This is a genomic window from Planctomicrobium mucosum, from assembly GCF_051466335.1.
Lineage (GTDB): Bacteria > Planctomycetota > Planctomycetia > Planctomycetales > Planctomycetaceae > Planctomicrobium.
The window spans coordinates 2,497,314-2,513,654 of record NZ_CP195793.1 but is presented as its reverse complement, the minus strand read 5'-3'; the positions used below and the strand labels follow the sequence as shown (position 1 = coordinate 2,513,654).

12 protein-coding genes are annotated in these 16,341 nt (G+C 53.3%); 4 read left to right on the top strand and 8 right to left on the bottom strand.

Annotated features, from left to right (window positions below):
* Positions 1 to 6 precede the first annotated feature (6 nt).
* The gene (locus SH668x_RS10145) at positions 7 to 2,403 is read right to left on the bottom strand and encodes an ATP-dependent helicase (protein ID WP_437188531.1); all 2,397 of its coding nucleotides are present in this window, start codon (positions 2,401 to 2,403) and stop codon (positions 7 to 9) included.
* A gap of 27 nt (positions 2,404 to 2,430) precedes the next feature.
* A complete protein-coding gene (locus SH668x_RS10140; RefSeq protein ID WP_437184940.1) occupies positions 2,431 to 3,378 on the bottom strand; it encodes a hypothetical protein in 948 nt (315 codons plus the stop codon).
* Between the two features lie 227 nt (positions 3,379 to 3,605).
* Here SH668x_RS10140 and SH668x_RS10135 point away from each other — a divergent pair, with 227 nt between their 5' ends.
* Positions 3,606 to 4,952, top strand: coding sequence for a hypothetical protein (locus SH668x_RS10135; RefSeq protein WP_437184939.1), 1,347 nt, complete (start codon positions 3,606 to 3,608; stop codon positions 4,950 to 4,952).
* Between the two features lie 3 nt (positions 4,953 to 4,955).
* Here SH668x_RS10135 and SH668x_RS10130 read toward each other — a convergent pair whose 3' ends face one another.
* Together SH668x_RS10130 and SH668x_RS10125 are read right to left on the bottom strand one after the other, a co-directional pair.
* Positions 4,956 to 5,762: a lipopolysaccharide kinase InaA family protein gene (locus tag SH668x_RS10130; protein ID WP_437184938.1), complete on the bottom strand. Its 807-nt coding sequence runs from the start codon at positions 5,760 to 5,762 to the stop codon at positions 4,956 to 4,958.
* A 104-nt stretch (positions 5,763 to 5,866) separates the two neighbouring features.
* On the bottom strand, positions 5,867 to 6,694 hold the full coding sequence (locus SH668x_RS10125) for a class I SAM-dependent methyltransferase (RefSeq protein WP_437184937.1): 828 nt from the start codon (positions 6,692 to 6,694) through the stop codon (positions 5,867 to 5,869).
* A 44-nt stretch (positions 6,695 to 6,738) separates the two neighbouring features.
* On the opposite strand from SH668x_RS10125, the gene SH668x_RS10120 reads away from it, so the two are divergent.
* Positions 6,739 to 6,927 carry a hypothetical protein gene (locus SH668x_RS10120; protein WP_437184936.1) on the top strand — a complete coding sequence of 63 codons (189 nt, stop codon included), beginning with the start codon at positions 6,739 to 6,741 and terminating at the stop codon, positions 6,925 to 6,927.
* A 31-nt stretch (positions 6,928 to 6,958) separates the two neighbouring features.
* On the opposite strand, the gene SH668x_RS10115 is transcribed toward SH668x_RS10120, so the two are convergent.
* Positions 6,959 to 7,780, bottom strand: coding sequence for a polysaccharide deacetylase family protein (locus SH668x_RS10115; RefSeq protein ID WP_437184935.1), 822 nt, complete (start codon positions 7,778 to 7,780; stop codon positions 6,959 to 6,961).
* 195 nt (positions 7,781 to 7,975) lie between these two features.
* Here SH668x_RS10115 and SH668x_RS10110 point away from each other — a divergent pair, with 195 nt between their 5' ends.
* Positions 7,976 to 8,887 carry a lipopolysaccharide kinase InaA family protein gene (locus SH668x_RS10110; protein ID WP_437184934.1) on the top strand — a complete coding sequence of 304 codons (912 nt, stop codon included), beginning with the start codon at positions 7,976 to 7,978 and terminating at the stop codon, positions 8,885 to 8,887.
* Here SH668x_RS10110 and SH668x_RS10105 read toward each other — a convergent pair whose 3' ends face one another.
* From SH668x_RS10105 to SH668x_RS10095, 3 genes are all read right to left on the bottom strand, one after another.
* On the bottom strand, positions 8,888 to 11,728 hold the full coding sequence (locus SH668x_RS10105; protein WP_437184933.1) for an Hsp70 family protein: 2,841 nt from the start codon (positions 11,726 to 11,728) through the stop codon (positions 8,888 to 8,890).
* A gap of 112 nt (positions 11,729 to 11,840) precedes the next feature.
* Positions 11,841 to 12,386: a TIGR00730 family Rossman fold protein gene (locus SH668x_RS10100; protein WP_437184932.1), complete on the bottom strand. Its 546-nt coding sequence runs from the start codon at positions 12,384 to 12,386 to the stop codon at positions 11,841 to 11,843.
* A 50-nt stretch (positions 12,387 to 12,436) separates the two neighbouring features.
* Positions 12,437 to 13,894 carry a hypothetical protein gene (locus SH668x_RS10095; protein WP_437184931.1) on the bottom strand — a complete coding sequence of 486 codons (1,458 nt, stop codon included), beginning with the start codon at positions 13,892 to 13,894 and terminating at the stop codon, positions 12,437 to 12,439.
* A 321-nt stretch (positions 13,895 to 14,215) separates the two neighbouring features.
* Here SH668x_RS10095 and uvrB point away from each other — a divergent pair, with 321 nt between their 5' ends.
* Positions 14,216 to 16,333, top strand: coding sequence for an excinuclease ABC subunit UvrB (gene uvrB / locus SH668x_RS10090; RefSeq protein WP_437184930.1), 2,118 nt, complete (start codon positions 14,216 to 14,218; stop codon positions 16,331 to 16,333).
* Positions 16,334 to 16,341 lie beyond the last annotated feature (8 nt).

Sequence of the window (16,341 nt, the reverse complement as noted above, 5' to 3'; positions counted from 1 at the left end):
ACGTTCTCAGCCAATCGGCTGCAACGGCGCCTTGCTCAGCACAAAGGTGTCTTGCCGATTCTTGTCGTGAAACGTGACCGTCACAGTTCGATGGGGTCCGAATCCTCCGACAGCGGTCACCATACCAACCCCGTATCGTGGATGCCGCACCATCTGGCCAACGCCGAACCCAACGGGGAGTTTCGCTGCGCTGGTGCCCCCCTTCAGCAGGTCAGCGGCAGTCATCAGCATGGGCTTCGACTTCTGATGGGTCTGCATGGCAGCGGTGACTGGAGATTCGGTCGCCTCGTCTTCATCCTGACGATCGCGGGCCGCGATGTCGATCGACTCTTCGTCATCGCCGATATGCTGGTATTGTTGCGCAGATTTCCCCAGCACTGACGCCCACGCTGCCTGTGGATTTCCTGCTGTCCCACACTCGACCGTTTCGCTGATCAATTCCATCATGAACGGACTGCCAATTGTCGGCATCGTCCTTCCGTGCATCGCGCGAACGCGAGTCTCAGTAAGAAACAATCGTTTTCGAGCGCGTGTCATTCCCACGAAGAGCAATCTTCGTTCTTCCTCGAGTTCCTTGCGATCATTCTCACGTTTGGACCGCTCATGCGGGATCAGTCCGTCTTCGACACCGACGATAAACACTGCGGGAAATTCCAGCCCCTTAGCTGCATGCAATGTCATGAGCGTGACACGTCCAGAATCGTTTTCGACTTTGTCGGTATCACTCACCAAAGCGGTCTGCTCTAAAAATCCCTGCAAGCTGCGATCGTCTCCCGCGGCCTGATCGTACTGCCGGGCAGCACTGACCAGTTCTTCGATATTCGCGAGTCGCTCGTAAGCTTCTTCCGATTCAATACCCTCCCAGGGGGCGGCATATCTGGTCAGCTCAATCACCTGTTGCAGCAAGTCGGCAACGGAGCCTGCAGCGGCGAGTGAGAACTCATTCAGCATGCGTGCGAACAGCTTGAACATGCTGATCGCCTTTTTGGAGAGCTTCGGTATCTTCTCTGCGTTGGCGCAGGCCTCCATCGGAGTGAGCCCCTGCATTGCAGCCCACATAAGCAGCCGATTTTGTGAAGTCTGCCCCAGCCCGCGAAGTGGCTTATTCACAATTCGCAAAAAGGCGGTCACCTCAGCGGGGTTCTCAATGAGCCGCAGGTACGCGAGTAAATCACGAATTTCAGCCCTGTCAAAAAACGCCACGCCCGCCGCAACCTGATACGGAATCCGAAAACGAGTCAGGGCATGTTCCAATTGACGGGATAGCGAATTGACGCGGTAAAAGATGGCGAAATCGCCCCACTGGAAATTTTCATCTTCAGTGAGTTGAAGAATCTTTTGCGCAATGCCATCAGCTTCTGTATTGGAATCATCAAAAATCAGTCGCTGAACTGGCTCGCCCGGCCCCTGATCAGTCAGCAGGTCTTTGTGTTTCCGCTGGCTGTTATGGACAATGAGTGCATCAGCAGAATTCAGAATCGACTTAGTGCTGCGAAAATTCTGTTCGAGGCGGACGACCTTCACCTCCGGAAATTCCCGTTCGAACTGAAGAATATTGGCGATACGGGCACCTCGCCATCCATAGATGGATTGATCCGGATCACCCGTCACACACAGATTTCGCTGCATCTGCGATAGGGCAGAGACAATCTGATATTGCGAGCTGTTGGTATCCTGATATTCGTCGACGAGCACATATTGGTACCGTTCGTCGAGTTGCCTGCGCAATTCCGGGTTCTCGGCCAAAAGCAACGCTGCATGCATGAGAAGGTCGTCGAAGTCGACAGCGTTCGATTCCAGCAGCCGCTTCTGGTAAGCCGGGTAGACCTTATTGACCGCAGCCTGCCAGTGGTCTCCAATCATCCCTTCATAGCGAGCCTGGTACGCCTCTGGAGTGATGAGGTCATTCTTAGCGGTACTGATTCGCCAAAGAATTTTATCCGGAGAGAAATGCACTGGATCAAAATCCAGATCGTGAAGCACACGGCGAATCATCTGCTTCTGATCGGAAGTATCGAGAATGGAAAAGTTGGATTTCAGCCCAACAAACTCACCGTACTGCCGCAGCAACTTCGCACAAAATCGGTGAAATGTACTGATCCAGACGCGGTTACCCGGTGCGATGTGCTCGACGCGTTCCGCCATCTCGCGCGCTGCTTTGTTCGTGAACGTTATCGCCAGAATGTTTCGTGGATGAACGCCATGCTCGAGCAGGTTGGCGATCCGCCGAGTGATCACTCGGGTCTTTCCTGACCCGGGACCTGCCAGAATCAGGAGGGGACCGTCAAGGAGCTGCACCGCTTGCGCCTGCGGTGCTGTCAGATCGTCCGTGAGACTTGGGTTCGTATTCAACGTCGCAGCATCAATGAAAGGAAGCGATGCATTTGCCCCACAACAGGCCATCTGCACGACCGTTCATCATACGGCTTTTCAGCTCCCTTTGGCAGCCTTCTTCTTTTGATAATTCGCAATCCAGGATTCTGGATCTTCCTCGAATGCGGCCTTACAGCCTGTGCAGCAAACCCAATACGATCGGCCGTTGTGCCTCAGCTCGATTGTCCCCAGCCCCCCGGACACCACGCACTCTTTATCGCCATACCCTTCATCACTCTTGGCGAACGCGATTCCGGTCCGCTGCGTCGCAACGGTGTCGTACCGCAGGTAGCTCGCTCCTCGCTTTTTAGCCATTTCCTGCAGGTATCGGTTATTCTCCTGCTGGTTGAAAATGACCTGCCAGACATCCCGCTGATCCGCAGTGTCAACTTGTGTCAGTTCAAGTTTATATTTGACATGAGTTTGCTGATCGTCCCCTTGAAACTCCTCTACTGGAACTGAGAACGTCCCCTCCAGGGTGCGAGCGATTCCATCGGCGTCGACGACTTTGAATTGAAAGAGTTCTTTCTCTGTCAGGTAAGTCAATCGACCTTCACGAATGTATGGACTTGTTTCTGATTTCATAACCAGTGCTGGCTGATCCCGGTCGGTTTGAAAATCCCAGACCCAATTCGGAGTGTCAGTTGCTTTGAACTGGCCCATGTCTCGCTGCGTCGTGCCGTTCCACTGCCCCAACAAAACCTGAACCGGCATCATGGCGTTGAGCAGTTCTTGGCGACGCTCTTCCGCGTTTTTAATTGTCGCACCTGAATCTGCGACTGTGGATGTCGAAGGGCTGGAACTACTTAGGCTGATTTTCGGAATTTCCATCCGAGCAGGAGGAGCCATTGCTGCCCCCTCAACTTTTCCTGATTGCTGGAGCGGGGGTGTCGCCGCCGGCGGGGCGGCAGTTGGTTCCGGCGTTGAGGAATTTCCGCACCCGACTGCGAAAATAGCGAGAACGAGCAACGTGGCTGCATGCTGAGCGGACGTCAACGAAAACATACTTTGCCCCTGATTCGACCCGGTTTCGGTTGTCGATCGTAAAAAACTGAAAAGAGAAGAGGACTTCAGTTTACCTCACTCGAATCAAAAACTTACGTCGCAATCAGCGAGAAAAGATTGGCATTCACCGAAGTTTCAGATGTAGATACAGTTTGCGATCATTAGCATCCACCGGCCCGGGAACTGCGAGACCGATCACGTCGCCCAACGATCACCGAGATGATCATATGAACCCCGTGAAGACAAGCCATTCTTCCAGCAGGTTGTACGCCGCTTCGGCTGTCGATGTCGGGTTGAAGGAATGTATTTCGCGATTAACGACCGGTCCCTGGAAGTTCATTCAGCTACGAGACCAAACACTGGCAGCTGATGCACCTGAGACCTGTCTAACCGGGGATGACATTGATCTGCTCGGGAGTCCGGAAGCAGTCGAACAACTTCTGTCGTCCTCGTTGGAGTGGGTTCAGCAACGCCTCTGCCATCTACGCATTCGTCGTCCGAATGAAAATAAGGTCGAGTTCACAATCTTTTCAGTAGACGGTCAGCAGACAGCAACCTTCGACTTATGGATGAACCTCCGCCAGGTTAACCGGGAAAAACAATCCCTGACATACGAAGGATGCGGGGGAGCGATCTCATCTTCGCACGGTTCAATTCAGCGACTCCCGCCATCGATTGAAGCGAGCATCTACCTGCACCATATCCTGTGCAAGCGAAAAGATCTGGCGAGCGAGAAATGCCAGCGACGACTGCTCAACCTCGTCGATGCCTGCCGAGAAAACGGAGAGGACGCGTTCGCAGATCAGCTTCAGGAAGTCGCATTCAAGAAAGAAATCAGCCGAGAGTTGGAACTGTCTTCACTCAAGCGAATTCCGCAAGCATCCGGAATTCAATTTCACGGGAACTCGATCTCCCGCTTGTGGCAAAAATGGGCGCTGGCAGTCCCTCGAAAACCGCGGCACATCAGCGTCATCGGGTGTGACGGAGCAGGAAAGACAACACTTGCGGAACAAGTCAGCAAGCAACAGCCTGCGGTTCAAACATTTACTGGGAAGCATCTGTACCGAAAATCGTTTCTTTACAAATTGGCTGTCATCTTCCTTCGCCCTCTCATGCGGCAATCCCGGGAACTTTTTGACGAAACGCTGGCACCGTTCGTCTATTTACGAGCTGCGATTGCACTGCGAATGAAAGTTCTGCATTCCAGTCGCAAGACGACGCTGATCGACCGCTCGCTTCTGGATTTCCTGTTCGTGAATCGAAAATCGGATCAACCGTCGTTCAGCCGGTTGTCGTGGCTCTCAAACTGGTTTGGCATTCGCATCCCCACAGTTCATTGCATTGTGAACTATTCCAACGTCCTGCTGCGAAAGCAGGAAGTGACCGCGGCAGGGCATGCAGCCTACGACAAAGAGATGTTCGAGAAATTGTCTCAACGCATTCCAACGGATTACATCGCCTTCAACAACGATGGCTCATTGACGGAAAGTACTGCCGCAGTACAGGAGATCCTCGGAACCGTTCAGGGAAAGCAGTCACAGGTTGATGCTTCCCGGCAAGTGGCAGCCGCGTAATCACTAGAGCTTCACGAACAGACTTCGCAGCATCTTTAACAACTCAGAATGTTCTTCAAGTCGAACCAGTTTCTTGCGGGTGAAGGCGATCTCAGACTGGAGTGCCTCGGTGTCGACTGTCGTGGAAATCACCGCGTGCAGCTGATCCAGGTCTGACAACATCTGGTGTCCGCCGCGTCTCGGTTTCGTGCAATCGTCAATGAGTCGCAAATAGTCGAAAGCACGCTGCTGAGCAGGATTCACCCAGGCAACGGGGCCAAACTCGAAATCAATCAGGGCAATCCCGTCTCCATTTGGCTCAGTGAGAAGATTCCCCAGATTCAGATCGAGATGCGTCACTCCGGCCTCATGCATCCGGCGAATTGCAGGGAAGATCTGAACCAGAAGCGGCCAAAATTCCTGACGATTCTGAATCAACCGTTTTGCGACACGGTCCCAGGGGACCCAGCTACAAGCAATGGCGTCTGATGAACGCCAAAGCGGTTGAGGCGAAAGCCCTAACGGGTAAAGCACCCGATAGGCATCCCATTCTCGGTTGAGCCTTCCAGAGGCATCGAGAGGGACGCCGGGATCGAATTCTCCAATGGGGTCGATCTGTGACTTGAACGGGCTGTTGACCCGTACGACGGCGAACCGCTCACTACCTCGCTGAGCAAAGTAAATCTCGTCGTATCCCCCTTTGGCGTCCGCATTCGTCAATTTGACCGGGCAGCCGCAAAACTGGCTGAACTCGGCTTCAATCTCTCGACGTCGTGGCGCCTGCTGAGCCAGTTCGAATTTTCTTCGAAGCCAGCGGAAAGGAGATCGCATTCGGTGAAAGTTCCTGTGAAAGCTGTAAATCACAACCTGAAAATGAAAGCCGGAGCACTGATCGGAATCAATGCACCGGCTGAATCGACTTGAGATCGTTGTGATCAGGCCTGGCAGATCGCAACAATTTCCTGATACCCGACCCCCTTAACGCGAATCTTCTCAGGGAATTTGTCGTTTGCGACGCCGTGATCGATCATATAGTTAATGAGCTGATATTTGGCGTCGTAACGATCGCCAGTCCATTCTTCGACCTTGGAGAAGTACTGACGACAGTGATCAAAGAAATCTGTCCCAAGGACACGAGAACGGCCTCCTCGCATCTCGCCGTATTCAAGTGTGTTCTCGAGAGTATGAATCTCTGCGATGACCGCGACACCGCCCGGCTTCAGCACGCGGCGCATTTCGCTCAGGCAGGCATCAAGATCTGGTGGAATCGTCAGGACGCGGGCGATAAAAACGCAATCGTACGTAGCGTCCGCGAAAGACATCTTCTGCATGTCTTCCACGAAGTCGACTCCTGGCATGTACAGATCGCAGGAATGGTAAGTTCCAAACAGACCGCGCAGCTTTGGCTGCAGGCACAGTTCAGGGGCGATGTGCAAAATGCTCTTTGATTCGGATGGTTGCGGATAAAGCTCATCGAACACGAGTGAGAGCATGCGGTGACGCTCAAGACACGCGCAGCCGAGGCACTTCGAGTTGATTCGCTTGACCTGATCAAATCGCTTGACCGGCTTGCTCTTGAACGGTCCGACATAACCGCAATTCGGACATTCGAAAACGGGCTTGTTTGGGTAGAACGTACGGTAAAACGTAGGGCGAAAGATCTGTTTCAGTCGCTCTGACCATAGTTTTTTCCCAGACTGGCCGCATCCAGATACCCAGCCCGGCTTGGAGTATTTTGTACGTGTTGTAGGCGCTGAATGCATCGATCGACTCCTCACACAGTTATGTTGTAAACAGGATCTCTGTCGTGATCGCTGAATTCGATGGTGATTTTTGGAACGGTTGCCCGACCGATCTCAGTACATTGGCGGAACTGGGTAGATCGGCATTGGTGCTCGAACGAACAAGGCTGCTCCGCCGCTTGCGAGGCGTTTTTACCCATTCGCCGATTTTTGGTAAATATCAAATCCATCACAGTGCAGAAACGCACCGCTGAGCGGTAAGAATCGACAGTTCCACGGGTCTGGTTATTTGAACAGCCCGCGTTTGGCGGCATTCATTCGGAGCTGAAATGCCCAAATCCCGTCGTCTCCGGAAACTTTGACGCGTGGAATGGTCATGGGAGACACATAGGGAGTGGGGGCGATTCCGCACTCGGTCGTAAATGCCCCTAGAACTCCCAAATCTTGCAAGAGCTCAGGATGTTTGTCATTCCAGAGCCCAAATGGATAAGCAAATGTGACTGGATTTGCTTGAAACGACTGGACAATTGTGTCGTTTCCGGCAGCGATTTCATCTCTGGCCTGATCTTCAGCCACAGCATTGAGGTTCGCGTGAGTCTGTGTGTGCCCACCGAGTTCCCAGCGTCCGGTATCGAGCAGGACTCGAACCTGATCATCACTCAATTTTGGCTCACGAGCAAGTTCATCGTCCGCATGATGAGCCTTCTTTTTGCTTGACCAACCGCCGCTACGATCGCCGACCAAAAAAAGAGTTGCCCGTGCCTGATACCGCTCCAAAACGGGGTCGGCATTGATCAGGTTATCTTCATATCCATCGTCAAACGTCAGGCAGACCGATCGTTCCGGCAACGCATCTCGCTGCAAGAGTTCACTCGCGAAGAGGAATGTAAATCCGTTGTTTTTGAGCCACTTGACTTGTTGCTCAAATTCTTCAGGCTTCACTCTGAGCTTATTAAAACGGGTCCCCGGACGGTGAGGCGAGACCATGTGATACATCAACACCCTTGGAAATTTCCAATTGATCGCGGGACGCCACCAGGCGTACCGGGAGCTGAACCACCCAATTCCTGAGAGAGCCGCCATTCCGATTCCAGCTTCAATCAGCATGTTCCAAAGTTCTCTCGAGTGAAACAGCCCCTCTGATCAACACGGGGTACAGGGACCTCCCCGCGAATCGTGCCAGAAGAGTGCAGTTCACGCAATGTCGAGATTCGGTTTAAGAAAATCCGCTTGTGGCAATCCGATCCCGATGATTTAATGCCCCATCGCAAAAATATTCACCGCATGAGGCGAGTCTGATCCATGTTGCTTTGGCCGGACAATTACGTGAAGTTGGACTCCAGCAATCTGCTGGTGCATCCCGACTACGCGCCTCTCTTCGAAAATAATGGTTGGACCACGACCGATTCAGTGATTCAGGCGAGCTTTCGCGGAACCATCATGCGGAGTCGAGATCGCGACGATGGTTGGGAAAACGTGCAGTGGCGTCTCGACGCGGAGTCGACGTCACCGGTCTCATTTTTGAAACGACACCGATTCAGCAAGCCAGCAACATCACCAGCAAGTCATGAAGCCGAAGCGGTTCGCTGGTGTCAGCTGACAGGCGCCCCCTGCATGGAGATCATTGCAGTAGGAAACTCCGAAAGCGGAGTCGCGAATGAAGCCGGGCAGAAATTTCACTCGTTCTTCTTGAGCAAGCAGGTTGGAGAAGGGCTCTCCGTTTATCAATCCTTGCAGAACATTTTGAACGACAAGGCAGATCGTCAACAGGAAATTCAAGACCTACTGGAAATCACCGCTTTTACTGCTGCGCGACTACATAGCGGACACCTGTACCACAACGATTGTCATTTCCAGCATTTCTACGTCGACCGGTCAGAACGCGAGACTGTGGCACGACTGATCGACCTGCAGGGAATTCGCCGGATCAGCGATCCCCATGCCGGTTACTATCAATGGCTCAAGGACATGGGCCAGTTGCGCCATTCACTGATTCGACTTCAGATTTACCGTGATTACAACGACTTCTGGTATGACTGTTACGAAAAGTTCCTCACGGACTCTACAACGCTTCGATGGCTCAAAAATCAGGGACGAAAGCGAATTTCATTACGCGGCGATACTCGGCTGTTTCGCAGAATCTTCCTGAATCTCGTCACCTTCAAGTGGAAGCGAGCACAAATGCTGATTCATGACCGCGTTCGTGCCGCCTGATCAGGAATGCCCAAATTTCAGTCCAATCGGTAAGGACTCTCCAAACACGAGTGCGGATGTTTGAGCCTGTAATTCTCCGCCGGTTTCAACCAGCGCGATAAACTCCTCGGAAGCTTCCAGCGACGTGAGGAAATTGACTGCCTTCTGACGTTTATCCGCGGGCAGGTCACGGTAGCGATCGTCTGTTCTGCGGGCGAGTTGCATGACGGCAAAGAATCGCTCCGGTGAGGGTTGTCGAATCGCCAGCAAACGATCCAGCCATTCTGCTGCGACTTCCGGAGCGACGACTGTATTGAGCGGGCCGTAAAACGGCTGGCGCGCCCCCAGTCTCCCAATCGACCACAGAATCGCCGGGTGCTGAATGGCTCTTTCGGGAGTGTATAAGTGCTCGATCGCGATCTCTGCGAGTTGCTGCTTCATTGTCACGGGCAAGCGTTCCATCGAGGCAAGCATTCGCCATGCTTCGATCTGTTCCTGCGGATGCCCCCCTTTTTTAACGCTATTCGTCTGTCTTTCTTTTCGCTGCTCATCCTTGAGACGAGTCAACAGTGGCGTGGCGAGCGACTGTTGTTGCCCGGCGGCCAGACCAGCAGCGACACGACGCCAGAGGATCCACCACTCGCTGAGAGTGGCCGGTCCGGGGTAATGCATGTGGCTGCGCAGTCTCCTCCACGATTCCGCAACGCGCCAGTCATCGAGTGCCATCCCTTCGCCGGGACGCAGGGCGAACCCAAACAGGTTGAGCCAACGAGCCTCATGCTCGGCACTTAGCTTTCGTCCCGATTCCAATTCAAGCAGCATCTCCCAGATCTGTCTCAGCAGAGCAGGTGGCCACTCTTCCCGAGAGAGTTCGAGAAGTTTGGAGATCCGCTTGGGGAGACCAGCAGGCTTCTCGTTGGAGTTCGGCCCAAAGCAGTTTTGCAATGTCGATTGAACCAGCTGAATTGAATGCTCATCCAGCACACCTGCAGCTTCACCCGTTCCACGATGCGCTTCGACGTCAGTATGGGTCGCGGAGCGAATATCGAACTGCAATTGCCAGCTTCGGTTTCCATCAACCTCCGTGCACCAGACCTGCAGCGTTCCGATCTCGGTGAGGCGGGCATGAAGTTCGACCGCAATCGACGTCGCTTCTTTCTCTTTGCGAGAACGCAACACAGTTCGAATCGGAGGGAGCGCAGTAAGCTGCTCACGTTCGATCGGCGAGATTGAACCGGGTCGATCTGTCAGACGGGAGGACGAGTGGAAAAGTGGAAACTCGACTGGCGAAGAGATCGTCAGTTGGAAGGGATGCTCTCGAAGGTCAACTTCCGTTCCCGGTTCAGCACCTGCTGGCATCAAGCACAATGCTTGAACCCGCCCTTCGACTGCTCCCGACGCGATGGTTTCAACACCCATGTAGTACGTGCGCGGTAAGCCCGCTGAAATGCGAACTCCCGTTCCCCGTCGCACCATCCCGTAATAAGCGGCCCCCTGCGCAACTGCGAGATCATGCCTTGCGTTATGCAGCACCAGTGGCGCCCAGTTTGGATCTCCGTTCGCAAACCAGTCAGTAATGACATCGATCATTCGCTGCTGAATGAGCGGAGAAATGAACGCTCCTCCGTTGAACAGGAGGACGTCCGGGCGTGTTGATCCTTCTTCCCCCAACTTCAGTCCGGCCCGACTATGAGTTTGAAGGAACTTGGCAAGATGTCGCGTTGCAGCGGGATCGGCGGCGTAGGGGAGTCCAAATTCCTGAAACCCCGACAGTTTTCGCTGCGGATGGTCGTCGATCTGAACGTGCGGGAAGAAGCCTTCCATCAACAGATTTCTGGCTTCATCTCGGGAGATTTCGACTCGCAATCCTCCCCCGATCAATTTTGAACCCGATCCGGGCAGCGACACGCTGTAAGACTCCGGAGCATTCTCGCTGAGGAGTGTTTCTTTCACGTGTCGACAGATACGAACGAGGCTTCCCCATTGTCGCGGTTCAAGTTTTTTCTCTCCCATCAGTTTTCGTTCGAGATGATGAGCGAGCGCTAAATCGAGATTGTCCCCCCCCAGAATGAGGTGATCGCCAACCGCCACTCGATGGAACTGCACTTGATCATTCGAACCAGCCCGAACTCGAATCAGCGTGAAGTCGGATGTTCCCCCTCCGACATCGCAGACCAGAATGTTTTGCCCGGGCGATACTAAAGTGTTCCAGGAATCGGGATGAGCACTGATCCACGCGTAAAATGCGGCCTGTGGCTCTTCAATCAAAACAATTTTTTGCAGGCCCGCGAGTTTAGCAGCAGCGACGGTCAGTTCACGCGCGACTTCGTCAAATGAAGCAGGCAGCGTGATGACCAAATCCTGTTGTTCGAGAGGATGTTGAGGATGAGCATGATTCCACGCACACTTGATGTGGAAGAGATAGGCTGCACTCGCTTCCACCGGAGACAATCGCGGAACATCTGCGGAACCATGCCACGGAAGGAGCCCGGAGGTTCGGTCGACACCGACATGCGAGAGCCATGACTTGGCAGATTCGATGACACGTCCCGGAACGAGTTTTCCCTGCTCGCGTGCGAAAACTCCAACCGCTGTCTCGGGGGCCGCTTCCGACCACGGCATCGACAGAGATCGATCTGCAAATTCCCCTTTGGCAGCGTGGTAATGAAAACTCGGAAGCGATTCCAGCGATTCAATTTCTCCGGGGCTGATCAGCTGAGGAATTCGAAAGGTTTGAACCCGACTGTCATTCCCGTGAGTATCAACAAAACACACTGCGCTGTTGGTTGTACCCAGATCGATGCCAACGACGAACCGGCTCGGGGTGGAAGGACTGAGTAATCCATCAGAATTCGCAGACATGAATCAGTATCAACAACAGAGTAAGTGGGCAACTAGTGATCACAGGAGACCATCGCGAGACTCTTTACTGTCGCGATCTCAGTCTGCTTTTTCAAGAACCGTGAGAGTTCACTCAGGTCGTGGCGGAGGTCAGGTAATTCATCAGCTCCGGCACCGTCTCAACAGATTTGAGCAAGTTACGGTTTGGGATGGTTAGAAATTCCTCTTCGACAGCCTGATCGAGCATTGCCAGTAACGGCGTGTAGTAGTTGCGAGTGTTGACCAGTGCAACGGGCTTGGAATGGAGACTGAGTTGCCCCCACGTCAGAATTTCGCACAATTCTTCGAAAGTCCCGAGTCCACCGGGGAGAGCAACGAACGCATCCGAAAGTTCCGCCATCAACGCTTTGCGAATGTGCATTGTCGGAACAATGCGCATGTCGTTCACTCCGGTGTGAGCGAGCTCCCGGTCAAGCAATGCCTCCGGAATCACCCCAGTAACATCTCCGCCGCGTTCTAGAACAGCGTCCGCAACTGCCCCCATGATGCCGACATTTCCTCCGCCGTAAACGAGACGGATTCCCCGGTCTGCCAGTTCATGTCCGAGTTGAGTCGCAATCGCTGCATACTCTTCACGAGACCCGAGCCTTGAACCACAGAAAACACACAACGATTTCATTAGAAAATTTCTTTGCTATTCCGATTCAAAGCTTGTGGATGCCATTGCCGCTACTGTGCGCCAGCTTCCTGATCGGGAATTGGAACCTCGATCGCAACCTGAGACTGACGAGGAGTGAGTACTTGTCCGATTGAAATTGGAGTCAGTGCAATCAACGTCAGTGCCAGCACAGAGAGCCCGGCAGCGAGCTTCAGGTTCAGTTTGAGGAGGGATTCTCTTCCGCGAAAAGCCTCTTCCGTGATCATGCGTTGAATGAGACCAAGATGGGCGATCGAGTTGAGGATGATGGCAAAAATCACGATCAGAGTCAGCATCGAATAGCCGAAATCCGCTTCAGCCATTTGAGTGATATTGGACTGACGATGTGGCATCCCCAGAGCAGCGATCAAAGCCAATCGCCACCAGAAGCCCGGAAAAGGAGGAATTCCCGCAAGGCTGGTCAGTCCGAAGAATGTTGCGAGCGACGAAACCGGGCGACGTGAAAAAGATCCACTGACGGTTTCAACGAAGTCGCCGGCATCCGAATCGTTCTTGAGAAGCTTGATCCCGCTCGCGAAGACGAGCAGTGCAACAACTTCACAGAACAAAATCGACAGAAACAAAGAGTCCCCCCCTGGAATCGGAGAGGTTTCCACCCAATTGAGTTTTGAATGCGCTGCCTGCCAATTTGCGATACAGATTGAAATCAGAAGAAACGCGAACATCGACATTCCAGTGAGCGAGAGTCGACGCGAGATTCGCTGTTCACCGAGAAGTCGTGTTCCGCAAATAATGAGACAAAAAAACGCACAGAGCGCCAACTGGCTCGACTGATAGGTTGTCAGGGGTTGCCGCTCGACCATCCGGAAGAGCAGTACGGCAGTTGTGATCAGGGGAAGAATTCGTTTCCCGAAGAGAGTTCCCATCGCTGCATCGCCAGAGGCAGCATCGATCACACGCGGAAATGGAAACCATCCCAGCATGGCCCCTGAGCCCGCCATCAGGAAAATGATTCCGATAATCGTCTGTGGATTCTCACTGTCGCCGCGCGTCGCCAGATAAAATCCAAGTGCAAACAGGATGCTGCCGAAAACGGGAGCGGCATTTCGCTTGATTAACCCGCGAAGTCCTTCGCGTTGCTGTCGACCGTAGAAGAACAGGGGAATGATCGAAAGCTGTAAGGCTGCCCATTGAATCAAGGGAAGTTGTGTCGTCGCTGCGAGTGCCAGCATTCCAGCACTCCAATAAGAGGTGGCGAGCAATGCATGCGAACGCTCCAACAGCACCAGCAGCGATGGTATGACAAGTGCAGCCAGGAGAACTCCGCGGGCAATCGCGTCATCCCGATAGATCAGGCTCCCAGAGACGGGGGCGACCGATCGGAGATGCGTAAACAGAAGGATCAGCCCTGCGACCGAACAGGCGACCGCTCCCATTCTTCCAAGGTACGACATCGACTTCTCAGGCAAGCCGCGCAGGATGAATGCAGCGAGCAGCAGGAGACTAGCGCTGAGAGTCAGGGAGAGCATCTGTTTGGCAACTCAGTCAAACGGCGAAGGAGACACTAACGGTGCATCCGAAAGTGTCTGAACTTTGTAGGAAGATTATGTCGAGTCGCAAGTTGCGTTGCTACCGAAGGGCAGGCAAGTTGATCTTTTTGAGCAACGAATCTTCCCTGCGGTGATGAGAAATCAGACTTTGCGTCTGCCGTCAGGTTCTTCTGCAGTGGCGGAATCACACGATACTTTTGTACAGGACATCAATTCCTGCTATCATCCAGATCGGTCAGGCGCTCCCTTCGGATCACCTGATTTCGGGTGTAGCGAAAACAGAAAAGAAGAGAATCTCTCATGCCGCAGTTTGAACTTGTTTCCGAGTTTTCACCGGCGGGAGATCAACCAAAGGCGATCGAGTCACTGATCAATGGGTTGGAAGATGGGAAGAGGTCGCAGGTGCTGCTTGGAGCGACCGGAACAGGGAAGACGTTCACCATTGCGAATGTCATTCAGCAAGTGCAACGTCCCACGTTGATTCTTGCCCACAATAAAACGCTCGCTGCTCAGCTGTATGGAGAGTTTCGGGAATTCTTTCCCAACAATGCCGTCGCGTACTTCGTCAGCTACTACGACTACTACCAGCCCGAAGCGTACATCCCACAGCGTGATATCTACATCGAAAAAGATTCCAGCATCAACGAAGAGATCGACCGTCTCCGCTTGCTCGCGACCAGCGCATTGGTCTCTCGTCGAGATGTGATTGTTGTTGCGAGTGTCTCGTGTATTTACGGACTGGGATCCCCGAAGGACTATCTGGAAATGATGGTCCCGCTGCACGTCGGAAAAACCGTCGATCGTGACAAACTCTTGATGAAGTTCGTCGACATCCACTACTCCCGAAATGACTACGATTTCCAGCGTGGAAAGATTCGCGTCCGTGGAGACGTCATCGAAGTCTGGCCAGCTTATGAAGAGTTCGCCTACCGCATTGAGCTATGGGGAGACGAAGTTGAAAAACTCTCCATCATCGATCCACTCACTGGAGCCAGCAGCAAAAATCTTCAGGAAATCTACGTCTATCCTGCCAAGCACTTCGTCCTTCCACAGTCCCGAATCGAAGAGGCAATGCAGGAGATCGAAGAGGAACTGAATCAGCAATTAGCCCTGTTCCAGAAAGAGGGGAAACTACTCGAAGCGCAGCGACTCGCAGCGCGCACCCGGCACGACATGGAGTTGCTCAAGGAAGCAGGGTTTTGCCCCGGAATCGAAAACTATTCACGTGCACTCGCAAAAAGAAAAAAGGGGGAAGCTCCCGCGACATTGTACGACTTCTTTCCTGACGATTTTCTTTTCGTCGTCGACGAATCGCACCAGACGGTTCCGCAGATTCGTGCAATGTACAACGGTGACCAGGCGCGGAAACGAACTCTGGTCGACCACGGATTTCGTCTCCCGATGGCGCTGGACAATCGCCCGATGAAATTCGAGGAATGGGATCAACGGCGCGGCCAGACGATTCTCGTTTCTGCAACTCCAGCAGACTGGGAACTGGAGCAGTCCGAAGGAGAAATCGTTCAACAGATCATTCGGCCGACCGGTCTTGTTGACCCCGTGGTCGTGATTCAATCCGCACGTGGTCAGATTCCCCATTTGATGCAAAAAATTCAAGAGCGAACTGAACGCGGCGAACGAACACTTGTCACCACTCTGACGAAGAGACTTTCGGAAGACCTCGTCAGTTATCTCAAGGAGGAAGGGATACGCTGTGAATGGTTGCATAGCGAGCTGGATGCAATTGAGCGGGTGGAAGTCCTGCGAGAATTGCGAGAGGGGAAGTTCGATGCACTGATTGGAGTCAATCTTCTTCGAGAAGGACTCGACCTTCCCGAAGTGTCACTCGTCTGTATCCTCGACGCCGACAAAGAGGGATTTCTTCGCAGCGAAACCAGTCTGATCCAGACGATCGGACGTTCGGCCCGGAATGTGAACGCCGAAGTCATTCTGTATGCAGATACTGTCACCGAAAGTATGCAGCGGGCTATCGACGAAACAAATCGCCGTCGACAGATCCAGCTGGCTTACAACGAGGAACACGGAATCACCCCGCAAACAGTCCGCAAAGCGATTAAACGAGGAATCGAAGATGAGATCTCCGCGAGGAAGATAGAACAGCAGGCTTCCGGCGTCCGGAACGAAGTCCAATATGTCACTCAGGAGTATCTCTCCGCTCTTGAGAAGGAAATGATGGATGCCGCCGAAAATCTCGAGTTCGAACGAGCAGCGTCATTGCGCGACCGAATTACCGATCTGCAGCGCAAGATGAATGCGGGGGAAGAAGTTCTGGCCGGTGACGAAGGGACCGCGGGATTCGCAGGTTCCGGACGCAAAGAGCGAGGTCAGAAAGGGAAGCGAGGCCGTAAGGGATCCGGTGGAAGCTCTCGCGGACGAGTCCCTCGTCCCAAATCTGAGTAAAGAAGCGA

Bases quoted from the DNA above. Each gene is read 5' to 3' on its own strand.
- SH668x_RS10145 (WP_437188531.1), bottom strand. From the start codon at position 2,403: ATGGCCTGTTGTGGGGCAAATGCATCGCTTCCTTTCATTGATGCTGCG.
- SH668x_RS10140 (WP_437184940.1), bottom strand. From the start codon at position 3,378: ATGTTTTCGTTGACGTCCGCTCAGCATGCAGCCACGTTGCTCGTTCTC.
- SH668x_RS10135 (WP_437184939.1), top strand. From the start codon at position 3,606: ATGAACCCCGTGAAGACAAGCCATTCTTCCAGCAGGTTGTACGCCGCT.
- SH668x_RS10130 (WP_437184938.1), bottom strand. From the start codon at position 5,762: ATGCGATCTCCTTTCCGCTGGCTTCGAAGAAAATTCGAACTGGCTCAG.
- SH668x_RS10125 (WP_437184937.1), bottom strand. From the start codon at position 6,694: ATGCATTCAGCGCCTACAACACGTACAAAATACTCCAAGCCGGGCTGG.
- SH668x_RS10115 (WP_437184935.1), bottom strand. From the start codon at position 7,780: ATGCTGATTGAAGCTGGAATCGGAATGGCGGCTCTCTCAGGAATTGGG.
- SH668x_RS10110 (WP_437184934.1), top strand. From the start codon at position 7,976: ATGTTGCTTTGGCCGGACAATTACGTGAAGTTGGACTCCAGCAATCTG.
- SH668x_RS10105 (WP_437184933.1), bottom strand. From the start codon at position 11,728: ATGTCTGCGAATTCTGATGGATTACTCAGTCCTTCCACCCCGAGCCGG.
- SH668x_RS10100 (WP_437184932.1), bottom strand. From the start codon at position 12,386: ATGAAATCGTTGTGTGTTTTCTGTGGTTCAAGGCTCGGGTCTCGTGAA.
- SH668x_RS10095 (WP_437184931.1), bottom strand. From the start codon at position 13,894: ATGCTCTCCCTGACTCTCAGCGCTAGTCTCCTGCTGCTCGCTGCATTC.
- uvrB (WP_437184930.1), top strand. From the start codon at position 14,216: ATGCCGCAGTTTGAACTTGTTTCCGAGTTTTCACCGGCGGGAGATCAA.